The sequence below is a fragment of the Leptospira montravelensis genome, assembly GCF_004770045.1.
Taxonomy (GTDB): Bacteria; Spirochaetota; Leptospiria; order Leptospirales; family Leptospiraceae; genus Leptospira_A; species Leptospira_A montravelensis.
In genome coordinates this window covers 140,604-158,031 of the sequence record NZ_RQFO01000011.1, presented here as the reverse complement: position 1 = coordinate 158,031, position 17,428 = coordinate 140,604, and the positions used below count along the sequence as shown (strand labels likewise).

Below are 17,428 nucleotides of genomic sequence, written 5' to 3'. Positions count from 1 at the left end.
GTATCGACCTCTATGAACCAATACCAACTGCCATCCCAGGAAAAGAAACCCGAATATGTACGAACCAATTTTGATGGAATCGCTAAGGCCTATGACAGGTTTAATGATTGGAATAGCTTTTTTCTCCATCGCCGTTGGAAAGATTGGGTAGTGAGAGAGGCCAAAAAAAGCGTTCCTACGGCAAAATCGGCCTTAGACCTTTGTTGTGGGACGGGAGACATCACACTTCGCCTTTCCAAAGACAAAAACTTGGAACGAGTGGTGGGACTTGATTTTTCGGAAAAGATGTTATCCTTTGCCATCCATAAAATCCCAGAAAACCCAAAAGTCAAACTCCTCATCGGAGACGCAATGGATCTAAGCCAATTTGCCGATGGCAGCTTTGATATTGTGACTATGGGGTTTGGTCTACGAAATGTTTCTGATTTAAAAAAATGCCTGCTCGAGATCAAACGTGTGTTAAAAAAAGATGGGGTATTTGTGAATTTAGATGTGGGACGAGTGAGACCCAAATTTCTTAAATTCTTTGCAGATTTTTACTTTTTCAAAGTGGTTCCTATTTTTGGGTATTTACTCTACGGAAAAGAAAACGAGATGTTCGATTATCTCCCGCACTCCTCAAAAGTGTATCCCGACCAAGAAACATTGGCAAAAATTTTATTGGAATTGGGATTTCAAAATGTTCGATTTCAAAATTTTGTTTTTGGGAATGCTGTGGCCCATGTTGCAACAAATTAAAGTTATATGACAAATTGATCGGACTTATGTCTAATTTGTTTGTCCAGCTGTACTTTTTTTGATCCGTGTTCGTACTTTCCCCCAAAATTCCAATGGATTTCCCTAATTTTTCCTAAATACACGTTGATTTTTTCAAACTTTTGTCGTTTAATTCACTATATAATAGGAAATTTCAATATGAAACGATGGTTAGTTCTTTTATCAATTCCTCTCTTAATTTTGGATTGTTCCAATAAGAAGAAGGGTTTATTACTCCTTCCCTTTTTGGGACTAGGAGACGGTTCCACAGAAACGAAAGCGGAAACCGCAAGTGCGGGAGATGGAGCCTTTACTGTAGTCGGATTAGAAACGACTGACCCAACGCAAGTGACTTCACCAGAAGGAAATACAACTGGTGACACTACAAGTAATAATACAAATGGGGACCAATCCTCATCAACCACTCCCGAAGTGGCCACCCCAGCACCTACTACTGTCAATAATGACACAACCGTTGTGGTCGTGGACCAAACCAGTGGTGGCAGTTTTAATTTTGAAACCAATATTACGGTTCCAGTCACTGTCGTAGTTGCTAACGAAGCTGGCCCAGTGGCAAATGCACCAGTCACTGTGACTGAATCCACAACGACTGGTGAACCAAATGTAGTGGGAACAGGAACAACAGATTCCAATGGTTCCGTTACCATCCCTATCAGTGTTCCCCCTACGGTGAATACAGTGGATGTTAGCATTATTGGTGTGAATCCTACAACAGGAGAAGTGGTGGAAATTACAGGATCAGCTCCCGTACAACAACCTGCAACTGGTTCTACGTCGGGAACTGGCACGGTTGTAGTAGCGCCAGTCGTCAATGTTGGTACAACTAATTTCCAACCTGTGAATGGTTGTGTGCAAGCGGTTGATACAGACTGTGATGGAATTGCTAATGTTTATGATGAATTTCCAGAAGATCCAAGCCTTGCCTCTACCGCTAGATCCGGTAGATATACTATTGCATTCGAGGACATGTATCCATCTGCGGGAGATGCGGACTTAAATGACCATTCCACAATTTTCAGCACAGAAATGGACAAAACTCCAACAAACAAAGTTAAGACGATTCGCGGAACGTATACTCACGTAGCCAAAGGTGCAGGATACAACCATGAATTGAGACTTGCTTTAGATGTTCCTACAAATGCGAACGTTCAAGTAAGTTATTTGGATGGAAGTGGGAACACATGGAACGGCTGTGCTTCAGCGCCTAAGTACACTGCAAATGTTGCGGGTGATTGCACCGGTGGTAATTTAAATTCCGCACAACTCAAACGAGGAGTCCTGCTTTTACCAAGCTCTGACAAAACATTATTTGGCAAAAAAAATGCGCCAAGTGCGGGAACCACTTTTTCTATCAATGACTTTGTTCGCGGAGTGACAGCTCAAGTTACCATTACATTTGAAGAACCAGTAGACTTGAATGTAACTAAAAACTTAGTGGGTGGACACTTAAATTACTTCTTAGCGATCAACCAAAAGACAGACGGTGTGTTTAGACAAATTTATCGTCCTGGATATTTTAAAGATGCTAAAGGTAAGGACTCCTACCTAGACAAAAATGGTTTCCCTTGGGCCATTGTAGTTCCTGGAGTTTTTAACCACCCAACAGAAGGGGCAGACATTCGGAAATCTTCAACGACAGGTTATTACTTCTTCAACACTTGGATGACTTCCAATGGCGTAGAACATAAAGACTGGTATTTACATGTAGACCAAATTCCAACCGCAAGCCGACCTTCTTATGTGGTTCGGGTGAGCGACTTCTATGTTGACAATGGATTCTCTGCCTACCTTATCAAAGCAGTTCGCAAAAACGCTTTCGAAGTTTCGGCAAGTTTGATTGTTGTGGGAGCGGCTCTTGGGTTTCTAATGAAAAAACGATTGGAAAAACAACAAGCAGCCTAAATATAAATCTAACTTTCCTAAGAAATCCTTCCTTCGTTCGCTGGGGGAAGGATTTTTTGTTTTATGACCTCTGTCCTTCGATTCGCAGACAACGAATATTTTCTATCTGGAAACTTTGAATCCGATTTAACTTCCCAAAATCCTATCCTGGTTGATCCACTTTGGAAAGGAACCAAACTCGAAGAACATTTAACGACCTTCTCTCTACCTTCTTTTACTACCTCTAAGGCCTTTTGTCTTGTGACATCAGGGTCCACAGGACTTCCCAAAATGGTTTCAAAACATTGGAACGAAATAGAACAAGAAATTTTTTATTGGGCAAATTTAGCAGAAATTCAAGCCCTCTACCAAAACGCCGGTAAGATTCACGTACAAGTTCCCCTCTGTCATCTCTACGGTTTACTTTGGGGTTACTTAATTCCCAAACGATTGGGTGTCTCTATCGATTGTGAACCAAGTTCGGAAAATAAAAAACTCTGGATCACTTCCGCTCCCAAGTTACAATCAACCTTGTCTTCAGGCAAACCGCTACCTAAATCTGCGGTTGTTTCTGGAATGAAGTTTCCTGTTCCTTTGTCTCGGAGTTTACGTGACATGGGTGGAGTTTCCGTTCTTGAAATTTATGGATCAACAGAAACTGGAGGAATCGGCTATAGAGACCCACTCAGACAAAATCGGTTTCAAATTCTACCTGCGGTACAAACTAAGTTCACATCTGGATCTGAGGAAACCGAACTCCTAATACAAAGTCCCTTTCTTTCACACGAGACCTTTCTTTTAGAAAAAGAAGGATGGACCAAACATTCCCTTCCATCAAATACATATTATGCGACTGGAGACTCAGGAAATTGGTCCGAACTTGGTTGGTATCTTCTTGGAAGAAAAGATAGAATCATTAAACACAACGGGAAAAGAGTTTCTTTAGATCGGATCGAATCTGAAATCCTGGGACTCTCCCTTGAAGGAGAGTTTCTTTGTGTTCCTGTAACAGACAGTTTTGGTTTTGGGGAAACGATAGGTCTTTTTTCGACTGGACCATTGTCCGGGGCAGAAATTTTAAAAATTTTGCGAAAGGAGTTACCGGATAGTCACGTACCAAGAATAGTTTTAAAAAATGATTCTATTCCTAAACTTCCGAATGGCAAACCTGACTACCCAACCATCACCAAACTTTGTAATGAGGAATATAGGCTCTTACAAAACCGAAAATCAAATTTGAAAACCACTAGATCTATCGATTCTCATTCCAGTGTAACCGAAATTTTAGAATCAATTCTCGGAATACAACCTGAAGACAATAAACATTTAGTTTATGATTATGGAATGGACTCAATTCAATATACAGAACTTATATTAAAGTTAGAAAATAAAATAAAACATAAAATCCCAGATGAAGACAAACAAACCAGTTACTTTGCTAGTTTATCTGGGATAAAAGAGTATATTCAGGAAAAACTCTACTTATTAAAATAAGGAATCATTACCTCAGTTTAACAAAGATCCAATTAGAATCTGATGATTTATCATGATATAAATGGATCACAACATTAGTAGGTTTCATTTTATAGGTGAATACATAATTGAAGGCAATGTCCAAGTCGCCTGTAACCATTCCTTCTTTAAATCTACCATAAAAAATTCTGTTGTTAGTGCAAATAGCCACTTCAGTAAAAAAGTTTTTACCGACTGCCGTTTGTATCGGTACATTTGCTAATTCTGATTCATATTTATTATATAATAAAATTTTTCCGTTCTGATCAACCTTAACAATTCCGAATGGAGCCGCATCTGCTTCTGATTGTGTTAAGGTTCCCAGTTTACTTAGAGTATTTGTGTCTATAAATTTGCTCATCAATTTAGTTCCTATTTTTTTTTAAGTTTCGTATTCAGAATACATAGAATTTAATTGTTCTTCCATTCCTTGGATAAGAGCAATTACCTCTTCCATAGAATTTGTTTTGGTTTTCGAAAACAATAATTCCTTTTCTTCATATAAGCTAACAAGTTGGTTTTCTAATAACTCTGCTTCCGGAAGATTGGACTGGATTGTTGTTTCATTGGATGCAGAATTTTCTTTTTCTGCGTACAAAGCTTCCACCTGTGCAATCAAATCTTTAGTCACTTCGATCAGGCTAGTAACATCCTCCGCTCCACGCACTTGGTTACGAACCAACTCATTGATCCAATAGATGACGGAGTTTTGAGATTTTGCTTTTTCTAATCGTAATCTTTCAGCAAGAGGATAGTGTTCTTCAATTTCCCTTTTGGTAAATATCATAGTCTAATAGATTAGATAGAGAAATGAATTAATTCCTCTAAAAAAAATATAAAAAAAGCGATTTTTGATTCACAAATGGGAAATGATAAATTCAAACAGGAATTACAAAACGAAAAATATGAGATTTATCCACAGATCGTACGTTTAGAAATTTACTTAGCATTAATCCTGGTTGTTTTTACTGTTACAAACCTCGTGCTAGTTGCCATGAGTGGCATTCCTCTTACTTTCTCCGTTTTAACCAGTGGAGGAATCATTTTACTTACAGCCTTTTCCTTTTTTCTTCTGCGTAAAAAACGTAAAATGATAAGAGATTGGGTGGGACCAAAGTCCCAAATGGTAGATCCCTTACTTTTACTTTCAGGACGAGGCATCAATATAAACGATTTTTCTGGTACACTTTTACAACACAGTTCTTCGGTCAAAGAACGAATGGACACAATTACAAAACATATTTTAGATTTGAATGATAAAATCCACACGACTGGACAAGATATAAACAATGTATATAAAATCGTTTCACAACTTGCTCTAGAGGAAGTAAAACTAATGGATGCAGTTGGAAAAACTTCAGAAGAAATCAATATTATGTTTGATATTGTAAACATCGTCATTGCAGAAATCCAAAGCAGAAATGAAACGATGGAAAATCTTGTATTTCTAAGTAGGGACGGTCGTTTGAAGGTAGAAGATACAAATAAAACTATAAGGAAGTTTAGTGAATCTTCTGGGAGTATTTTAAAACTGATTGATTTGATCAACGGCGTTTCTAAAGAAACAAACTTACTTGCAATTAATGCTGCCATTGAAGCAACTCATTCGGGTTCAGAAGGAAAAGGTTTTACTGTAATCGCAGACGAAATTGGTAAGTTATCAACTGTGACAGCAAACAATGCAAAACAAATCACAACGATACTTAAAGAAAATGTAAGCGATTATGGGAAAGCAGAAAAATTGGGAATTGAATCTGGTAATGCATTCCAGTTTATTGCGAACGAAATTCACATTGTCCACGGTACGATTGCAGAGGTCATTCAATCCATTCAAGAACTAAAATCAAGAGGTGGTGCGATCCTTTCCAAAGCAAAAACTCTTGATGATGTAGCAGAAAGAGTCAGAGATACCTCAGGTGAAGTTTACGGCGAAATCATTACGATTCATACGAATTTAGAAGACATACAAACACTATCGGATACAATTCAAAAAGAATGTGAAGATATACGAGATGCCCAACAAGAAATTTTACAACTTAGTTTTACTATGAAAAGAAAATTAGGCGAAATTTCAAATGGAGCAGATGAACTTATTTAGTTTACCAAAAACATAATTTTTATCATTACCTACTTTTAAAACAAAGAAGAAATAGTAGACCGTTCGTTCTATACTATTCAATCTTGTTTTTATGAGACACAGGGAAATCCTACTGGAATACAAAGTCCATCCTTTATGGCAATTTTTAGAACAAACCTACGGTTTTGAACAAGCATTCCGAATGTTCAAACCCTATGAAGGTGCAAACATTCTACCGAAACTCGTAGACAACAATACAATGGTAGTATCTATGCCGCTGATTTTATCAAACACGAATTATGTGGGCACTCATTTCGGTGGTTCCCTTTACTCTATGTGTGATCCGTTTTTTATGTTTTTACTTATGATGAATCTTGGAAAAGATTATATGGTTTGGGACAAAGGGGCAAAAATCGATTTTGTCAAACCAGGGGAAGGCACGGTTACCGCCACCTTCCATATTCCAAATAGTGAATTTGATGATTTAAAGGAACTCTTAAAAAAAGAGAAAAAAACCATTCGAACCTATGAAACCCAAGTAGTCGGTGAAGATGGGAAAACTGTCGCCAAAATCACCAAGGATTTATACATTCGAAGGTTGGTTTAAGTATTTAAAATTGGATTCGATTGTTCCCATCAAACTGAGACCTGGGCAATCGAAATTCTAATTTAGATCTTGATTTTAATCGGATAAAGGAGGCTCCTTTCGGACATTCTCCTGTCCATTCGTATCCTTGTTTCGATTCTGCAAATAACTCTTGTTTGATGATATTTCGATCAGAGTTTAAAAACAAAATTTCAACAACAGGACTTCTGTTGTTTGTTTCTAAAAAAATTCTACCTGACCTGGCAGATCCAAATTCTGACAATTTCCATTCCCATACTTTTCCGTGAAACTCATATTCAAAGTTAGGTGCTCTTGGCGGCAATGTGGCTGCAGTTTGAAATTCTTTTAACTGCGTTTTTCGAAACTCGGAACCAATTCCAAAATCCCAGTACCTTTGTGAATAAAATAAAGCGTAGTTTAGAGGAAGACCGACAGAAAGGATCAGGAGCAAAGGAGAAAACCAAATGGTTTTTCTCAGTTTATCAAAAGAAAGAGAATACCCTGTTCCTTTTTCACCAAGAAGGATTAGGTAAAAACAAAGAAAGGCACCATCAGAGTTTTGTATCTGAACTCCAAAAAATAGTGGCAAAACAAGAAGTAAGGTTTGTTTCCAAAGCCCTCTTTCCCAGAGAAACAATCCTATATAAAATAAAAATACAATGGCACCTAAAATTCCCAAATCATACACCAACCAAAGATAAAAATTGGGTGGGAAGTCGATGAGTGGACTAGATGTTTTTGTACCTATGCGAAACGGGTCAAGCATGGCCAGTGGAAAAGACCCAATTCCATTTCCTAACCAAGGATTGTTTTTGATTCCTTCTATACAAATGGTAAGAAGTTCTGCTCGAACTACATCCATTCTTTTTAGAGCCAAATATGGATCCGATTTCCAAACAGGAATGGCGGTCATAGTTCTTTTGGATAACTCAACTAGGTCCCAATCTTTTTGTAAAAAACTGAGCCCATACAAAGTAAAAAAACCAACTATGGGAATTAAAAAATACAATCCAATCCTAGTGATTCTTTTTTTTGTAATGGATACAATCCAGAGATCAGTCGTTAGGTGGATCATCCCAATCGCAATGGAAATTGTCCATATAACCCAAAATGCTTTTCCTTGTTTTAAACCAAGCCAAGTGACAAAAAAGAAAGTGAATATGGCAAGTATCAAACTGAATCTTTCTTTGGATTTACGCCAAGTATTGACAAGTTTTGAAATCCATAATAATGAAAGGATTGGTAAAATCCAGGAAGCAGAACCTGAATCTTGTAAGAGGCCTGTTGTACGGCCTGCACTCACACTTTCTAAAGTCCCTTTAGAAAAAAAATCCAAACTCCATACAGATTGGATACACATCACAAGTAAATTGATCCCAAAACCTAAAAAAATCCCGAACCTAATTTGCTCCGACAAACTATCTTTAGATGGTGTAGGCATAGATCTTTCTTCTGAAAAAAGATATAGGATCACAAGTGAAACTGGCACTAAGATTTTACAAGAAAGGCCCATAGCTTCTCTAGAAGAAAGAGATGGAAAATATAAATACTCTTGGATCCCAAGTCCTGTTACCAAACCAAGACCTTGGTATTGGAAAAAACAAAGCACTGTAAGAATCAAAATAAAAAATACAATCCCAAAGTAAGTGGAATACCAAATAGGAAGAGTGGATTTACCTGTGGGATTACGAATCATCCAGTCGGTTAAAATTTGATCGGATTGTTTGGGTAGGGCAATTTCATTTCTACCGAGAAGGACTAAAATGAATTCCCTAGTCCAAATTCCTAAAATAGCTCCAAGAAACAAACCCACCAACTGATAGGAACCCAACATCGGCAAACCGGAAAGATACGGAAGGCGTAAAAACGTAAACACTCCCAGTGCGGTAAAGATCCTACCCCATTTCCTCTGATATAATTGAGGAAAAAATCCAAAGGCAAATTGTAAAAGAAAGGAAGGATAGAAGGATGAAACAGGGACCGGTTCTACATATCTGTGAAGGCTCCATAAGGAGAAGGTACAGAAAAAAAAGAAAAGGAGGTCATAAATCGGTAACGATCGAAGGCGGCCTAGAAAACTCACGATAGAAAGAGTTTAGTGGCTTACGTGACGAATCAATTGTAAAATTTTAAGAAGCGGGAGAATTCGAGACCAGGTTCGAAAAAAGAAGTAAGGATTCTCTTAGTCCAGAGAATCCACATCCATTCCGGTAACTGGGTATGCAGATAAAGAATCCATGCGGTATCCACCGGCACGGTTACGGCTCTTTGCCATTTGTTCTGCAAATTCCACAGTGAATCTCGTCCACGGGATGGCCTTGAGTCTAGCGAGTGGAATTTTTTTCTTAGTTCCTTCGCAGATCCCGTAGGTTCCGTTTTCGATCTTTTCTAACGCAAGTTCAATCTCACGTAGTGTTTCAATTTCGTTTTCAGTCAAAACAGAAGTTAGAGCCTCTGAATTGAGTTCGGATGCGATATCGGCAATATCACCCATCTCTTTCAATCCAGAAGGAGAACTAGTGTCTTCCCACTGATTGAGTTTGATTAAGAGGGACTCTTTTTTCTCTTGGAGGAGCTCTCGCACCTCTTCAATGAACTTTTTGTCCACTCCCTTCTCTGATGATGAAGATTTTGCAGCTGGTTTAGGCATCTTATCCCTTAGACTTTGGTTTCCTTGTGATCCGTATGTGATTTGCAAAATTTGCAATATTTTTTAGTCACAAGTTTTTCCGACTTAGTCTTCTTGTTTTTAGTCTGGAAGTAATTTGACCGCCCAGGTATCGCACATGGGACACAGGTTAGTTTTATGATTTCTCTCATAATTTATGCCATGACGTACCGACCCCATATATAGTCAATCGACAATAGAGGGTTTTTTCTGTTCCTTTCTGAAATAGGTAGCAAATAGACTTCCCAGAAGCGAATGGGTCAAACTCGATAAAGCACTAGGAATGGCGGTGTTCGGATCGAGAAAATGAGTCCTGGCGAGCACGGCCCCAAGCCCCGAATTTTGCATCCCTACTTCGATGGAGATGGTTTTGGCTGTTTTTGCATTCTTTGTCAGATACAGGCTAAAAATTCCACCAAATCCAAACCCACCTAAATGCAAAAGGATCACTGCAAAAAAGATACGAAAGTCAGAATTTAGGATGGTTTCTTTTCCACTGGCAATGATCGAAGCCACGATCATCGCAATCAAGAGTACAGAAAGTACGGGGAAAAAATCCTGAACCTCTTTGGTAAGTTTTGGGAAAAGGGATTTTAAGAATAATCCTAAACCTACGGGAACTAAAATCACTTGGAAGGTTGTCAATACAAGTCCCAACCGATCAATCTCCAATCGACTCCCAATAAGAACCGCAACAAGAAAGGGAGTCATTAAAATTCCAAGGATTGTAGAAACAGAAGTTAAAGTAACACTTAAAGGCACATCCGCTTTGGACAAAAATGTGATCACATTGGATGCCGTTCCTCCGGGACAACATGAGACAAGGATTAGCCCTACAGCAAATGCTTGTGGTAGTTGGAACAAATATCCGAGAGAATATCCAAGGATTGGCATAATCGTATATTGTAATACTGTTCCAATTAGAATTGGTTTTGGTTGTTTTAAAATACGAATAAAATCTTCTGCTTCCAGAGTGAGTCCCATCCCAAGCATAATGGCACCTAAACTATAAGTGATCCAAGGGCCTTTGAACCAAATGATATTGTCGGGAGATACAAAACCAATCCCCGAAATCAAAAGAAGCACAAGGGGGAAGGCATTGACTATGAATTTAGATATTTGTGTGAGCATATTTAATTTTAGAAAACAATTTCCACCTAACTTTGGTTTAGGTAGTCAGATAAGGCTTCTTTCACACGGGTCACATGTTCTTCTTCAATAGCAATATGAGGAGCCATTCGTAACCGTCCTAAACGCACCGCTGTTGTGATTTTCCTTTGTTTTAGAAAGGCCTGGATGGCTTCCGGTTGGAATTTGGACGGATCCTTATGTCCTGTGATGGCAAGGATTCCTGTTTTTATTTGGGGAAATGCATCTGATTCTAAAGTAAATCCAAGATCGTGAATTGCGTCCTTAAACATTCCTGCCACTTCATAAATCCGTTCCCTAACCCGAGTAAACCCAAGAGTTGATAACATCTTTAGTGAGGCATAAAAATAAATCCAATCATTGAAATTGATGGTACTTTGTTCAAATTGGTCGGCAGCGGGTTTCCACTCATCCCGATAAGGGAAATAGTTGGAATCGTTGACGACACTGGCTTGGCCTTTAAAGATCAGTTTAAAACCTTTAGATTCTTCCTTGGATAAATACACCACTCCCAAACCCAATGGTCCAAGTAACCACTTCCAAGCGGCAAAAGCACAAAATGCCACTTTCAATTTCCCAAAATCAAGTGGGATATGACCTACGGCTTGGCTTCCGTCAATTACAAGTTTGGTGGAGTTTGTTTCACAAAGTTTGGAAACGGCTTCCATATCAAAAACCACTCCCGTACACCAATGAACAGGCGATAGGCTAAGAATGTATACATCCCCTTTTCCTAATTCGGTTTTGAGATTTGTTAAAAATTCATCGGGAGTTTTTCCCACTGGGATAAAATCTAAACCAACTCCCTTTTCTTTCCAATGTTCCCAGGGATAAACATTACTAGGGTATTCATTTTCCAAAACAAGGATTCGTTTTCCCTTTGGAATTTGAATGCTATGAGAATAAAGGTTCATCCCCTCACTTGTGTTATGTACAATCCCAATTTCCGATGGATCGCAACTTAGAATTTCTGAAATATAACCTTTGATTTTCGACTTAATCACAGGTTCTGCAAAACTGGGGGCAAAAATCCCATACCTTGCATATTCCTGAAAGTAGAGATTCATCATATCAATGGCATAAGTAGAAACGGGGGTGGTCCCACAATAATTCAACCAGACGGAATCATTCTGTACGGGGAAATACTGGGAGATCCCTTTCCAATGGGGAAAGGAAGGAAACGATGGAAGTTCAGATGGATTCAGAGTCATGCAAAAATAGAAATATCTGAAGCGACAGAAGAGAAAAGTAAAAAAAAATGGGAACGTGCTCTCTTCTCGGATTTACCTCTCAAGGTCGGCGTTTAGCCACAATATTGCCCTCTTTCGAAAGCTGATTGGACCCAAAACCAAGTTTACTGCTATTATCAAATCCAACGCCTATGGGCACGGCCTTCTTGCCACAGCTTCCATCGCCCTCGATGCAGGTGCCGATTATTTGGGGGTCAATTCCCTAGAGGAAGCTCTTTCCATTCGGCGCGTTTTTACCAAAGCCACTGTTCTGATAATGGGGAGCATTCCTGATCTGAAAGAAAGAAAGGAATCATTGGCAGATGAAAATTTTTGGGTTATGGTCTCTCGAATTGATGAAATTGAGACTCTCGCCAAACTTTCCCCTACACCTAAAATTCATTTAAAAGTGGACACAGGGATGTCAAGGCTTGGAATTCCCGCAAGCGATGCTGATGCCCTGGCCAAAGAAATTTTTGAAAAAAAACTCCCGCTTTCGGGGATAGCCACCCACTTTGCGAGCACCGAAGATTTTACAGAACATAGTTATTCCATGTTACAATTAAGTAAGTTTCAAGATACAATCGACACATTCGCTAAACACGGGTTTATTGATCTTATTTGCCACTGCGCCTCGTCTGCGTCTGCTATGTTATTTTCAGAAGCAAGGATGGATTTGGTTCGTGTGGGAATTTCTCTCTATGGACTTTGGCCAAGTCTTGAAACAAAATTGTCCTTATCTCTTATGAAAAAAGATGTGGGGATGTTAAAACCAGCACTTAGTTGGAGAACCCAAATCCAACACATCCAGAATCTGAGCCAAGGTACATTTATTGGCTACGGATCTACTTATAAAACTACACATGATACAAAATTGGCAGTTGTTCCCGTCGGATACTATGAGGGACTGGATCGGAAACTTTCGAATCATGGATATATGTTAGTTCGTGGAGAACGAGCAAAAATTTTAGGTCGGATTTGTATGAATATGACAATGCTTGATATCACACATATTCCTGATGCAAAACTTGGTGATGATGTTGTCATTTTGGGTAAGTCAGGAAATGAATTCATTTCTGCTGATGATCATGCCGCTTGGACTGGGACTATTAACTACGAAGTGGTCACAAGAATTTTGGGATCTTTCCCTCGTATCATTGAAGACTAGAGGAAATTATGTCAGAGAGACAAATATATAACTGGAAAAATCATAGACTAACTTACGTTAAGCATAAGTCGTTAAACCCCAAGGCAAAAGAAATAATTGTCCTTATTGGTGGTTGGTGTTCTGCCGCTGGTTATTGGGGTCTTAACATTCCTTTTTTTCGCCAGTTTGGAGATGTCATTGAACTTGACTTAGTTGGTCATTATCCAGCAGAAATTTTTGATCAAAAAAAAGGGCTCACCCTCCAAGACTTTTTAGAAACACAGGCACAAGGAATTTGGGCCTCTGCAGGTGAAAAAGACATTACTCTTGTGGGTCATTCGACAGGTGGGATGGCTGTCCTTGCCATTGCTTCCCTTTTCCCACAAAGGATTAAACAAGTCATTTCGATAGCACCTTTTGTCCACGGACCCGTACCTGGAATTTTAAAAATTGGAGTTATGGGACTCCGTGCGAACTTAGGTAGTTTTTTTGATTTTGGATTCAAAATTGGAAAGGCCCTTCCCAAAGCCTTACAAATTGGGTTTTCCTATGGAGTGTTTGATTCGAGCGCTTTCCATGCACGCGAAGATATCAAACAATTTTTAAAAGATTACAATCCACAATTTGAATGTTTGAATCCAAGACAAATCCTAATGATCCTGGAAATGTTAGACAGAACGGACATTCGTCCCTTAGTTTTTGGAAATCAAGTTCCGACACTCATTATGCGAGGAGAAGAGGATCCGATCATTCCAGGAAAGGATGTAATGGAACTAGAAAGAACCACTCCTCATGTCAAAGCAGTGTTATTTTCTGAATGCGGACATTTCGTACACATGGAAAAACAAAAGGCAGCGGAAAAAGTTATGAAAGATTTTATTCTTATGAAAAAGGCCTCTCCCATAAAAAAATCCTTTTTCTAAAACAAACGATGGTTTAAACTAGGAAGTTGGTTTCTGATTTCGCTTAACTTTTGTAAGTCGATTTCCGCAATCGCAAATCCTTCCGTATTGTGAATCTCATCTAAAATTTCCCCCCAAGGCGAAATGATGAGAGAATGGCCAAAGGTCTTTCGGTTCCCATGTGGATCGTGGACTCCTGTCTGGCCCGGTGCGATGACATACATAAAATTCTCAATGGCACGAGCCCGTAGGAGTACATGCCAGTGTGCCTCCCCCGTAGGAACAGTAAAGGCTGCTGGCAAAAAACAAAGTTCGACTCCTTTTTTGGAGAGCGCACGAAAGAGCTCAGGAAAACGAAGGTCATAACAAATGGCGGAAGAGATTTTTCCGTATTCAGTTTGGATCACATCGGGAACCTTTCCCCCACTTTCTGTGGAATTGGATTCGCTATAATTAAAACCATCGCCCACCACAGCGTTGAATAAATGGGCTTTGTGATACCGAAACACTTCTTTTCCTTCAGGATCTCTCATGATAGCAGTATTGTATACTTTTCCTGTAGGTGCTTGGGTAGGAAAACCTCCTCCGAGAAGATAGATCCCCAGGTCTTTTGCTGTTTCTTGTAAAAAAACATTTGTTTCTTCTTCAATTTGACCAAGAAGATTTTTTTTCTCGGTCTCACTTCCCATAAAGGAAAAATTTTCAGGAAGACCAATGACCTTGGCACCAGCACTTGCCGCCTCCTCTACGAGTTGCCTACACTTAGTTAGGTTATTTGAGACTCTTGCTGTACTTGTGACTTGCACTGCGGCGGCTTTAAATTTCATTATCATAAATGAGGACTTTTATGAACCACCATTCTGAAAAAATCAATCATATCTTGGAAGCACTTCCTTATTTGATCAAATATTCTGGAAAAACCATTGTCATCAAATACGGCGGGGCGGCGATGGTGGAAGAAGAATTAAAAGCTTCTTTTGCTGAGGATATTGTACTTTTAAAATATTTAGGAATCAATCCTGTTGTGGTTCACGGTGGTGGACCAGAAATCAATGCCCTAATCAAATCTCTTAATCTCAATACACAGTTCATTCGTGGACATCGGGTGACTGACGAACCCACAATGGAAGTGGTGGAGATGGTCCTTACGGGAAAAGTAAACAAACAAATTGTTTCTCTCATCCAAGAAAAAGGTGGGAAACCAGTGGGTCTCTCTGGAAAAGATGGGGGGCTTGCTATCGCTGAAAAATACCTAATGGAAGTGGAAGCAGAAGACGGTAAGGTTCAAAAAGTGGATTTGGGTCTTGTGGGCGAAGTAACTGAAGTTGATTCCAATATTTTACTCACCTTACAACGAGAAGGTTTTATACCTATTATCTCACCTGTTGCCATGTCAAAAGAAGGACAAACTTTAAATATCAATGCAGATACAATGGCTGGAGCCATCGCAGAAGCACTTCATGCAGACAAACTCATTTTACTCACTGACACTCCAGGAATTCTGATCGATGGCCAATTGGTAACGGGTCTCAAAAAAGCGGATATTCACGACCATATAAAAAGTGGACAGATCTCTGGTGGCATGATACCAAAAGTAGAGTGTTGTTTGCGCGCCATTGACTCAGGAGTCAAAAGAGCCCACATCATCGACGGACGTGTTGCCCATTCCGTCTTAATTGAAATTTTGACCAACCAAGGGATTGGAAGTTTGATCGAACAAGGATAGATTCGGATGCCTACAAAACTACTGACATTAGGTCTGATTTCAGACATTACAAGCCGCATCAATTCTCATGAAGATTTGGACACACTACTTAGTGAGATCATGGGAATCACTCGTGATGTTCTCCAAACGGAAGGTTCTTCCCTACTCCTTTATGATAAAGAAAATGATCAGTTAGTTTTTAATACCACTAGTGGTTTAAAAGAAGAATCACTTGCCCACCTAACAGTTCCTAGGGGAAAAGGGATCGCAGGAATGGTGCTCGAAACTCTCAAACCAGAGATTGTGAACGATGCCGCCAACGATCCAAGAATTTTTAAGGCCATTGACCAAAAAGTGGGGTATGTCACGAGGAACTTACTTTGTGTACCTATGGTTGCGCAAGGAGAAGTACAAGGTGTACTCGAAGCAGTCAACTCTCTCGACAACCGGGAATTCAATCATACCGATATTAAAATTCTAAAATATCTTTCTAACTTAGCAGCAATTGCCGTTAAAAATCGCCTTCTAATCGATAGCCTTAATTTAAGAGCCAACGAACTCAATGGTTTATTCCAAATCTCGCAAGCACTTGCCAATATCCAAAGTTCCGACGAATTTATGGACCTTGCTGTAAAAACCATTTCTGATGTTTTACAAGTAGATAGAGTTTCCCTTCACTTTGAAAAGATTGAAAAAAAAGGCCTGCCACGTACTAAATCAAAAGGGTTTTCTGACCAAATCCATGACGAAGATGTAGAAGTTCTACTTTTTGCAGACAAAGCAGATTGGATGTTTAAAGGTTTTAAAATTATCACTGCAAACTCACCCCAAGGAATGCAACTGACTCACAAAGGTTTGTTTCAACATAGTATGATCCTATTCCCCATTTTAAAAAACAAAGAATGGTTAGGTTCTCTAATAGTTTCAGACAAAACATCTCGTACAAGATTTGATGAGATGGACATTCGGATTTTAAGAACTCTTACAAACCAAGTGGGGGAAGCTTATACTGCCTTACAAGTAAAGATACAAAGTGAACGTTTGAAAAACATTGATCGTGACATGCAAGTTGCCGCTATGATTCAAAAACATTCACTCCCTATTATCCCAAAACAGTATTCCCTATTAGAATTTGATACTTACTACCAAGCCTCCCGTGAAATTGGCGGGGACTTCTATGATATGGTAGTACATGGAAAAGATGAAGTGTCTGTCATCATTGCTGATGTTTCGGGAAAAGGAACTCCTGCAGCTCTTTTTATGGAGTTTTCTAAAACGGTTTTACAACAAGAGGTGGCGAAAACAACTTCCACAAGTGAAGCGCTCTTTAATGCAAACCAGATCTTACAAGATAAATCGGGATTTCTTATGTTTGTCACTGCGATGCTTGTGAGAATCAATATGACTAAAAAAGAATTAACTTATTCTTCTGCAGGTCATAACTTACAAATCATCTATCGCAAAAAACATCATAAAATCCAACATCTTTCTGGCAAAGGCCAACCGATGGGAATTGGGCATTGCGAATTTTCAGAACATACTGTGAGTTATTTGCCGGGTGATCTATTGGTTCTGTATACAGATGGTGTTACAGAAGCTATGAACATAAAAGAGGAACTTTTTTCAGAAGAAAGACTCGAATCGGTAATTCTATCTCATATCAACGATCCGCCAGAAGTCATCAGGCAAGCTATTTTACAAAAAGTAAGTGAATTTGTGGGAGAAGCAGAACCACACGATGACCTTTCTCTCTTTATTATTCGTCTAAACTAAT

17 protein-coding genes are annotated in these 17,428 nt (G+C 39.2%); 9 read left to right on the top strand and 8 right to left on the bottom strand.

Annotation, left to right across the window (positions count from 1 at the left end; all coding sequences use genetic code 11):
- The first annotated feature begins 12 nt into the window (after window positions 1-12).
- The 3 genes from EHQ31_RS08775 (at window position 13) to EHQ31_RS08765 (ending at window position 4,152) form a co-directional block, all read left to right on the top strand.
- Entirely contained in the window at window positions 13-738 is a 726-nt protein-coding gene (locus EHQ31_RS08775; RefSeq protein WP_135568464.1) for a ubiquinone/menaquinone biosynthesis methyltransferase, read from the top strand.
- Between the two features lie 177 nt (window positions 739-915).
- Complete coding sequence (locus EHQ31_RS08770; RefSeq protein WP_135568463.1) at window positions 916-2,679, top strand: LruC domain-containing protein; 1,764 nt, start codon at window positions 916-918, stop codon at window positions 2,677-2,679.
- Window positions 2,680-2,742: 63 nt separating this feature from the next.
- A complete protein-coding gene (locus EHQ31_RS08765) occupies window positions 2,743-4,152 on the top strand; it encodes an AMP-binding protein (protein WP_135568462.1) in 1,410 nt (469 codons plus the stop codon).
- 7 nt (window positions 4,153-4,159) lie between these two features.
- Here the strand turns inward: EHQ31_RS08765 and EHQ31_RS08760 are convergent, their stop codons facing one another.
- Both EHQ31_RS08760 and EHQ31_RS08755 read right to left on the bottom strand, forming a co-directional pair.
- Window positions 4,160-4,531 (bottom strand): PAS domain-containing protein, encoded by a 372-nt coding sequence (locus EHQ31_RS08760; RefSeq protein ID WP_135568461.1) that lies wholly within the window; start codon window positions 4,529-4,531, stop codon window positions 4,160-4,162.
- A gap of 21 nt (window positions 4,532-4,552) precedes the next feature.
- Window positions 4,553-4,957 (bottom strand): hypothetical protein, encoded by a 405-nt coding sequence (locus EHQ31_RS08755; protein WP_135568460.1) that lies wholly within the window; start codon window positions 4,955-4,957, stop codon window positions 4,553-4,555.
- 75 nt (window positions 4,958-5,032) lie between these two features.
- Between EHQ31_RS08755 and EHQ31_RS08750 the strand changes: the two genes are divergently transcribed.
- On the top strand, window positions 5,033-6,268 hold the full coding sequence (locus EHQ31_RS08750; protein ID WP_135568459.1) for a methyl-accepting chemotaxis protein: 1,236 nt from the start codon (window positions 5,033-5,035) through the stop codon (window positions 6,266-6,268).
- 91 nt (window positions 6,269-6,359) lie between these two features.
- Window positions 6,360-6,854, top strand: a complete 495-nt coding sequence (locus EHQ31_RS08745) for a YiiD C-terminal domain-containing protein (protein WP_135568458.1) — start codon at window positions 6,360-6,362, stop codon at window positions 6,852-6,854.
- Between the two features lie 4 nt (window positions 6,855-6,858).
- Here the strand turns inward: EHQ31_RS08745 and EHQ31_RS08740 are convergent, their stop codons facing one another.
- The 5 genes from EHQ31_RS08740 to EHQ31_RS08720 all read right to left on the bottom strand — a co-directional run bounded on the left by EHQ31_RS08740 (window position 6,859) and on the right by EHQ31_RS08720 (window position 11,882).
- Window positions 6,859-8,937 carry a hypothetical protein gene (locus tag EHQ31_RS08740; protein ID WP_208652754.1) on the bottom strand — a complete coding sequence of 693 codons (2,079 nt, stop codon included), beginning with the start codon at window positions 8,935-8,937 and terminating at the stop codon, window positions 6,859-6,861.
- 99 nt (window positions 8,938-9,036) lie between these two features.
- Complete coding sequence (locus tag EHQ31_RS08735; RefSeq protein ID WP_135568457.1) at window positions 9,037-9,504, bottom strand: TraR/DksA family transcriptional regulator; 468 nt, start codon at window positions 9,502-9,504, stop codon at window positions 9,037-9,039.
- A gap of 8 nt (window positions 9,505-9,512) precedes the next feature.
- Window positions 9,513-9,674 (bottom strand): 50S ribosomal protein L33, encoded by a 162-nt coding sequence (rpmG, locus tag EHQ31_RS08730; RefSeq protein WP_081581570.1) that lies wholly within the window; start codon window positions 9,672-9,674, stop codon window positions 9,513-9,515.
- A gap of 34 nt (window positions 9,675-9,708) precedes the next feature.
- The gene (locus EHQ31_RS08725) at window positions 9,709-10,653 is read right to left on the bottom strand and encodes a bile acid:sodium symporter family protein (protein ID WP_135568456.1); all 945 of its coding nucleotides are present in this window, start codon (window positions 10,651-10,653) and stop codon (window positions 9,709-9,711) included.
- Window positions 10,654-10,679: 26 nt separating this feature from the next.
- Complete coding sequence (locus EHQ31_RS08720) at window positions 10,680-11,882, bottom strand: aminotransferase class V-fold PLP-dependent enzyme (RefSeq protein ID WP_135568455.1); 1,203 nt, start codon at window positions 11,880-11,882, stop codon at window positions 10,680-10,682.
- A 55-nt stretch (window positions 11,883-11,937) separates the two neighbouring features.
- Here EHQ31_RS08720 and alr point away from each other — a divergent pair, with 55 nt between their 5' ends.
- Both alr and EHQ31_RS08710 read left to right on the top strand, forming a co-directional pair.
- Window positions 11,938-13,068, top strand: a complete 1,131-nt coding sequence (gene alr / locus EHQ31_RS08715) for an alanine racemase (RefSeq protein ID WP_135568454.1) — start codon at window positions 11,938-11,940, stop codon at window positions 13,066-13,068.
- A gap of 8 nt (window positions 13,069-13,076) precedes the next feature.
- Complete coding sequence (locus EHQ31_RS08710) at window positions 13,077-13,970, top strand: alpha/beta fold hydrolase (RefSeq protein ID WP_135568453.1); 894 nt, start codon at window positions 13,077-13,079, stop codon at window positions 13,968-13,970.
- Here EHQ31_RS08710 and EHQ31_RS08705 read toward each other — a convergent pair.
- Window positions 13,967-14,776, bottom strand: coding sequence for a carbon-nitrogen hydrolase family protein (locus EHQ31_RS08705; protein ID WP_135568452.1), 810 nt, complete (start codon window positions 14,774-14,776; stop codon window positions 13,967-13,969). The two genes, EHQ31_RS08710 and EHQ31_RS08705, sit on opposite strands and share 4 nt — an antisense overlap.
- Window positions 14,777-14,796: 20 nt before the next feature.
- Here EHQ31_RS08705 and argB point away from each other — a divergent pair, with 20 nt between their 5' ends.
- Complete coding sequence (gene argB, locus EHQ31_RS08700) at window positions 14,797-15,675, top strand: acetylglutamate kinase (RefSeq protein ID WP_135568451.1); 879 nt, start codon at window positions 14,797-14,799, stop codon at window positions 15,673-15,675.
- A 6-nt stretch (window positions 15,676-15,681) separates the two neighbouring features.
- Window positions 15,682-17,427, top strand: a complete 1,746-nt coding sequence (locus EHQ31_RS08695) for a SpoIIE family protein phosphatase (RefSeq protein WP_135568450.1) — start codon at window positions 15,682-15,684, stop codon at window positions 17,425-17,427.
- Window position 17,428 lies beyond the last annotated feature (1 nt).

Coding starts and splice junctions, on each gene's coding strand:
- EHQ31_RS08775 (WP_135568464.1), top strand. CDS start 13: ATGAACCAATACCAACTGCCATCCCAGGAAAAGAAACCCGAATATGTA.
- EHQ31_RS08745 (WP_135568458.1), top strand. CDS start 6,360: ATGAGACACAGGGAAATCCTACTGGAATACAAAGTCCATCCTTTATGG.
- EHQ31_RS08735 (WP_135568457.1), bottom strand. CDS start 9,504: ATGCCTAAACCAGCTGCAAAATCTTCATCATCAGAGAAGGGAGTGGAC.
- EHQ31_RS08750 (WP_135568459.1), top strand. CDS start 5,033: ATGGGAAATGATAAATTCAAACAGGAATTACAAAACGAAAAATATGAG.
- argB (WP_135568451.1), top strand. CDS start 14,797: ATGAACCACCATTCTGAAAAAATCAATCATATCTTGGAAGCACTTCCT.
- EHQ31_RS08710 (WP_135568453.1), top strand. CDS start 13,077: ATGTCAGAGAGACAAATATATAACTGGAAAAATCATAGACTAACTTAC.
- EHQ31_RS08695 (WP_135568450.1), top strand. CDS start 15,682: ATGCCTACAAAACTACTGACATTAGGTCTGATTTCAGACATTACAAGC.
- EHQ31_RS08770 (WP_135568463.1), top strand. CDS start 916: ATGAAACGATGGTTAGTTCTTTTATCAATTCCTCTCTTAATTTTGGAT.
- EHQ31_RS08755 (WP_135568460.1), bottom strand. CDS start 4,957: ATGATATTTACCAAAAGGGAAATTGAAGAACACTATCCTCTTGCTGAA.
- EHQ31_RS08720 (WP_135568455.1), bottom strand. CDS start 11,882: ATGACTCTGAATCCATCTGAACTTCCATCGTTTCCTTCCTTTCCCCAT.
- EHQ31_RS08705 (WP_135568452.1), bottom strand. CDS start 14,776: ATGAAATTTAAAGCCGCCGCAGTGCAAGTCACAAGTACAGCAAGAGTC.
- EHQ31_RS08760 (WP_135568461.1), bottom strand. CDS start 4,531: ATGAGCAAATTTATAGACACAAATACTCTAAGTAAACTGGGAACCTTA.
- rpmG (WP_081581570.1), bottom strand. CDS start 9,674: ATGAGAGAAATCATAAAACTAACCTGTGTCCCATGTGCGATACCTGGG.
- EHQ31_RS08725 (WP_135568456.1), bottom strand. CDS start 10,653: ATGCTCACACAAATATCTAAATTCATAGTCAATGCCTTCCCCCTTGTG.
- EHQ31_RS08765 (WP_135568462.1), top strand. CDS start 2,743: ATGACCTCTGTCCTTCGATTCGCAGACAACGAATATTTTCTATCTGGA.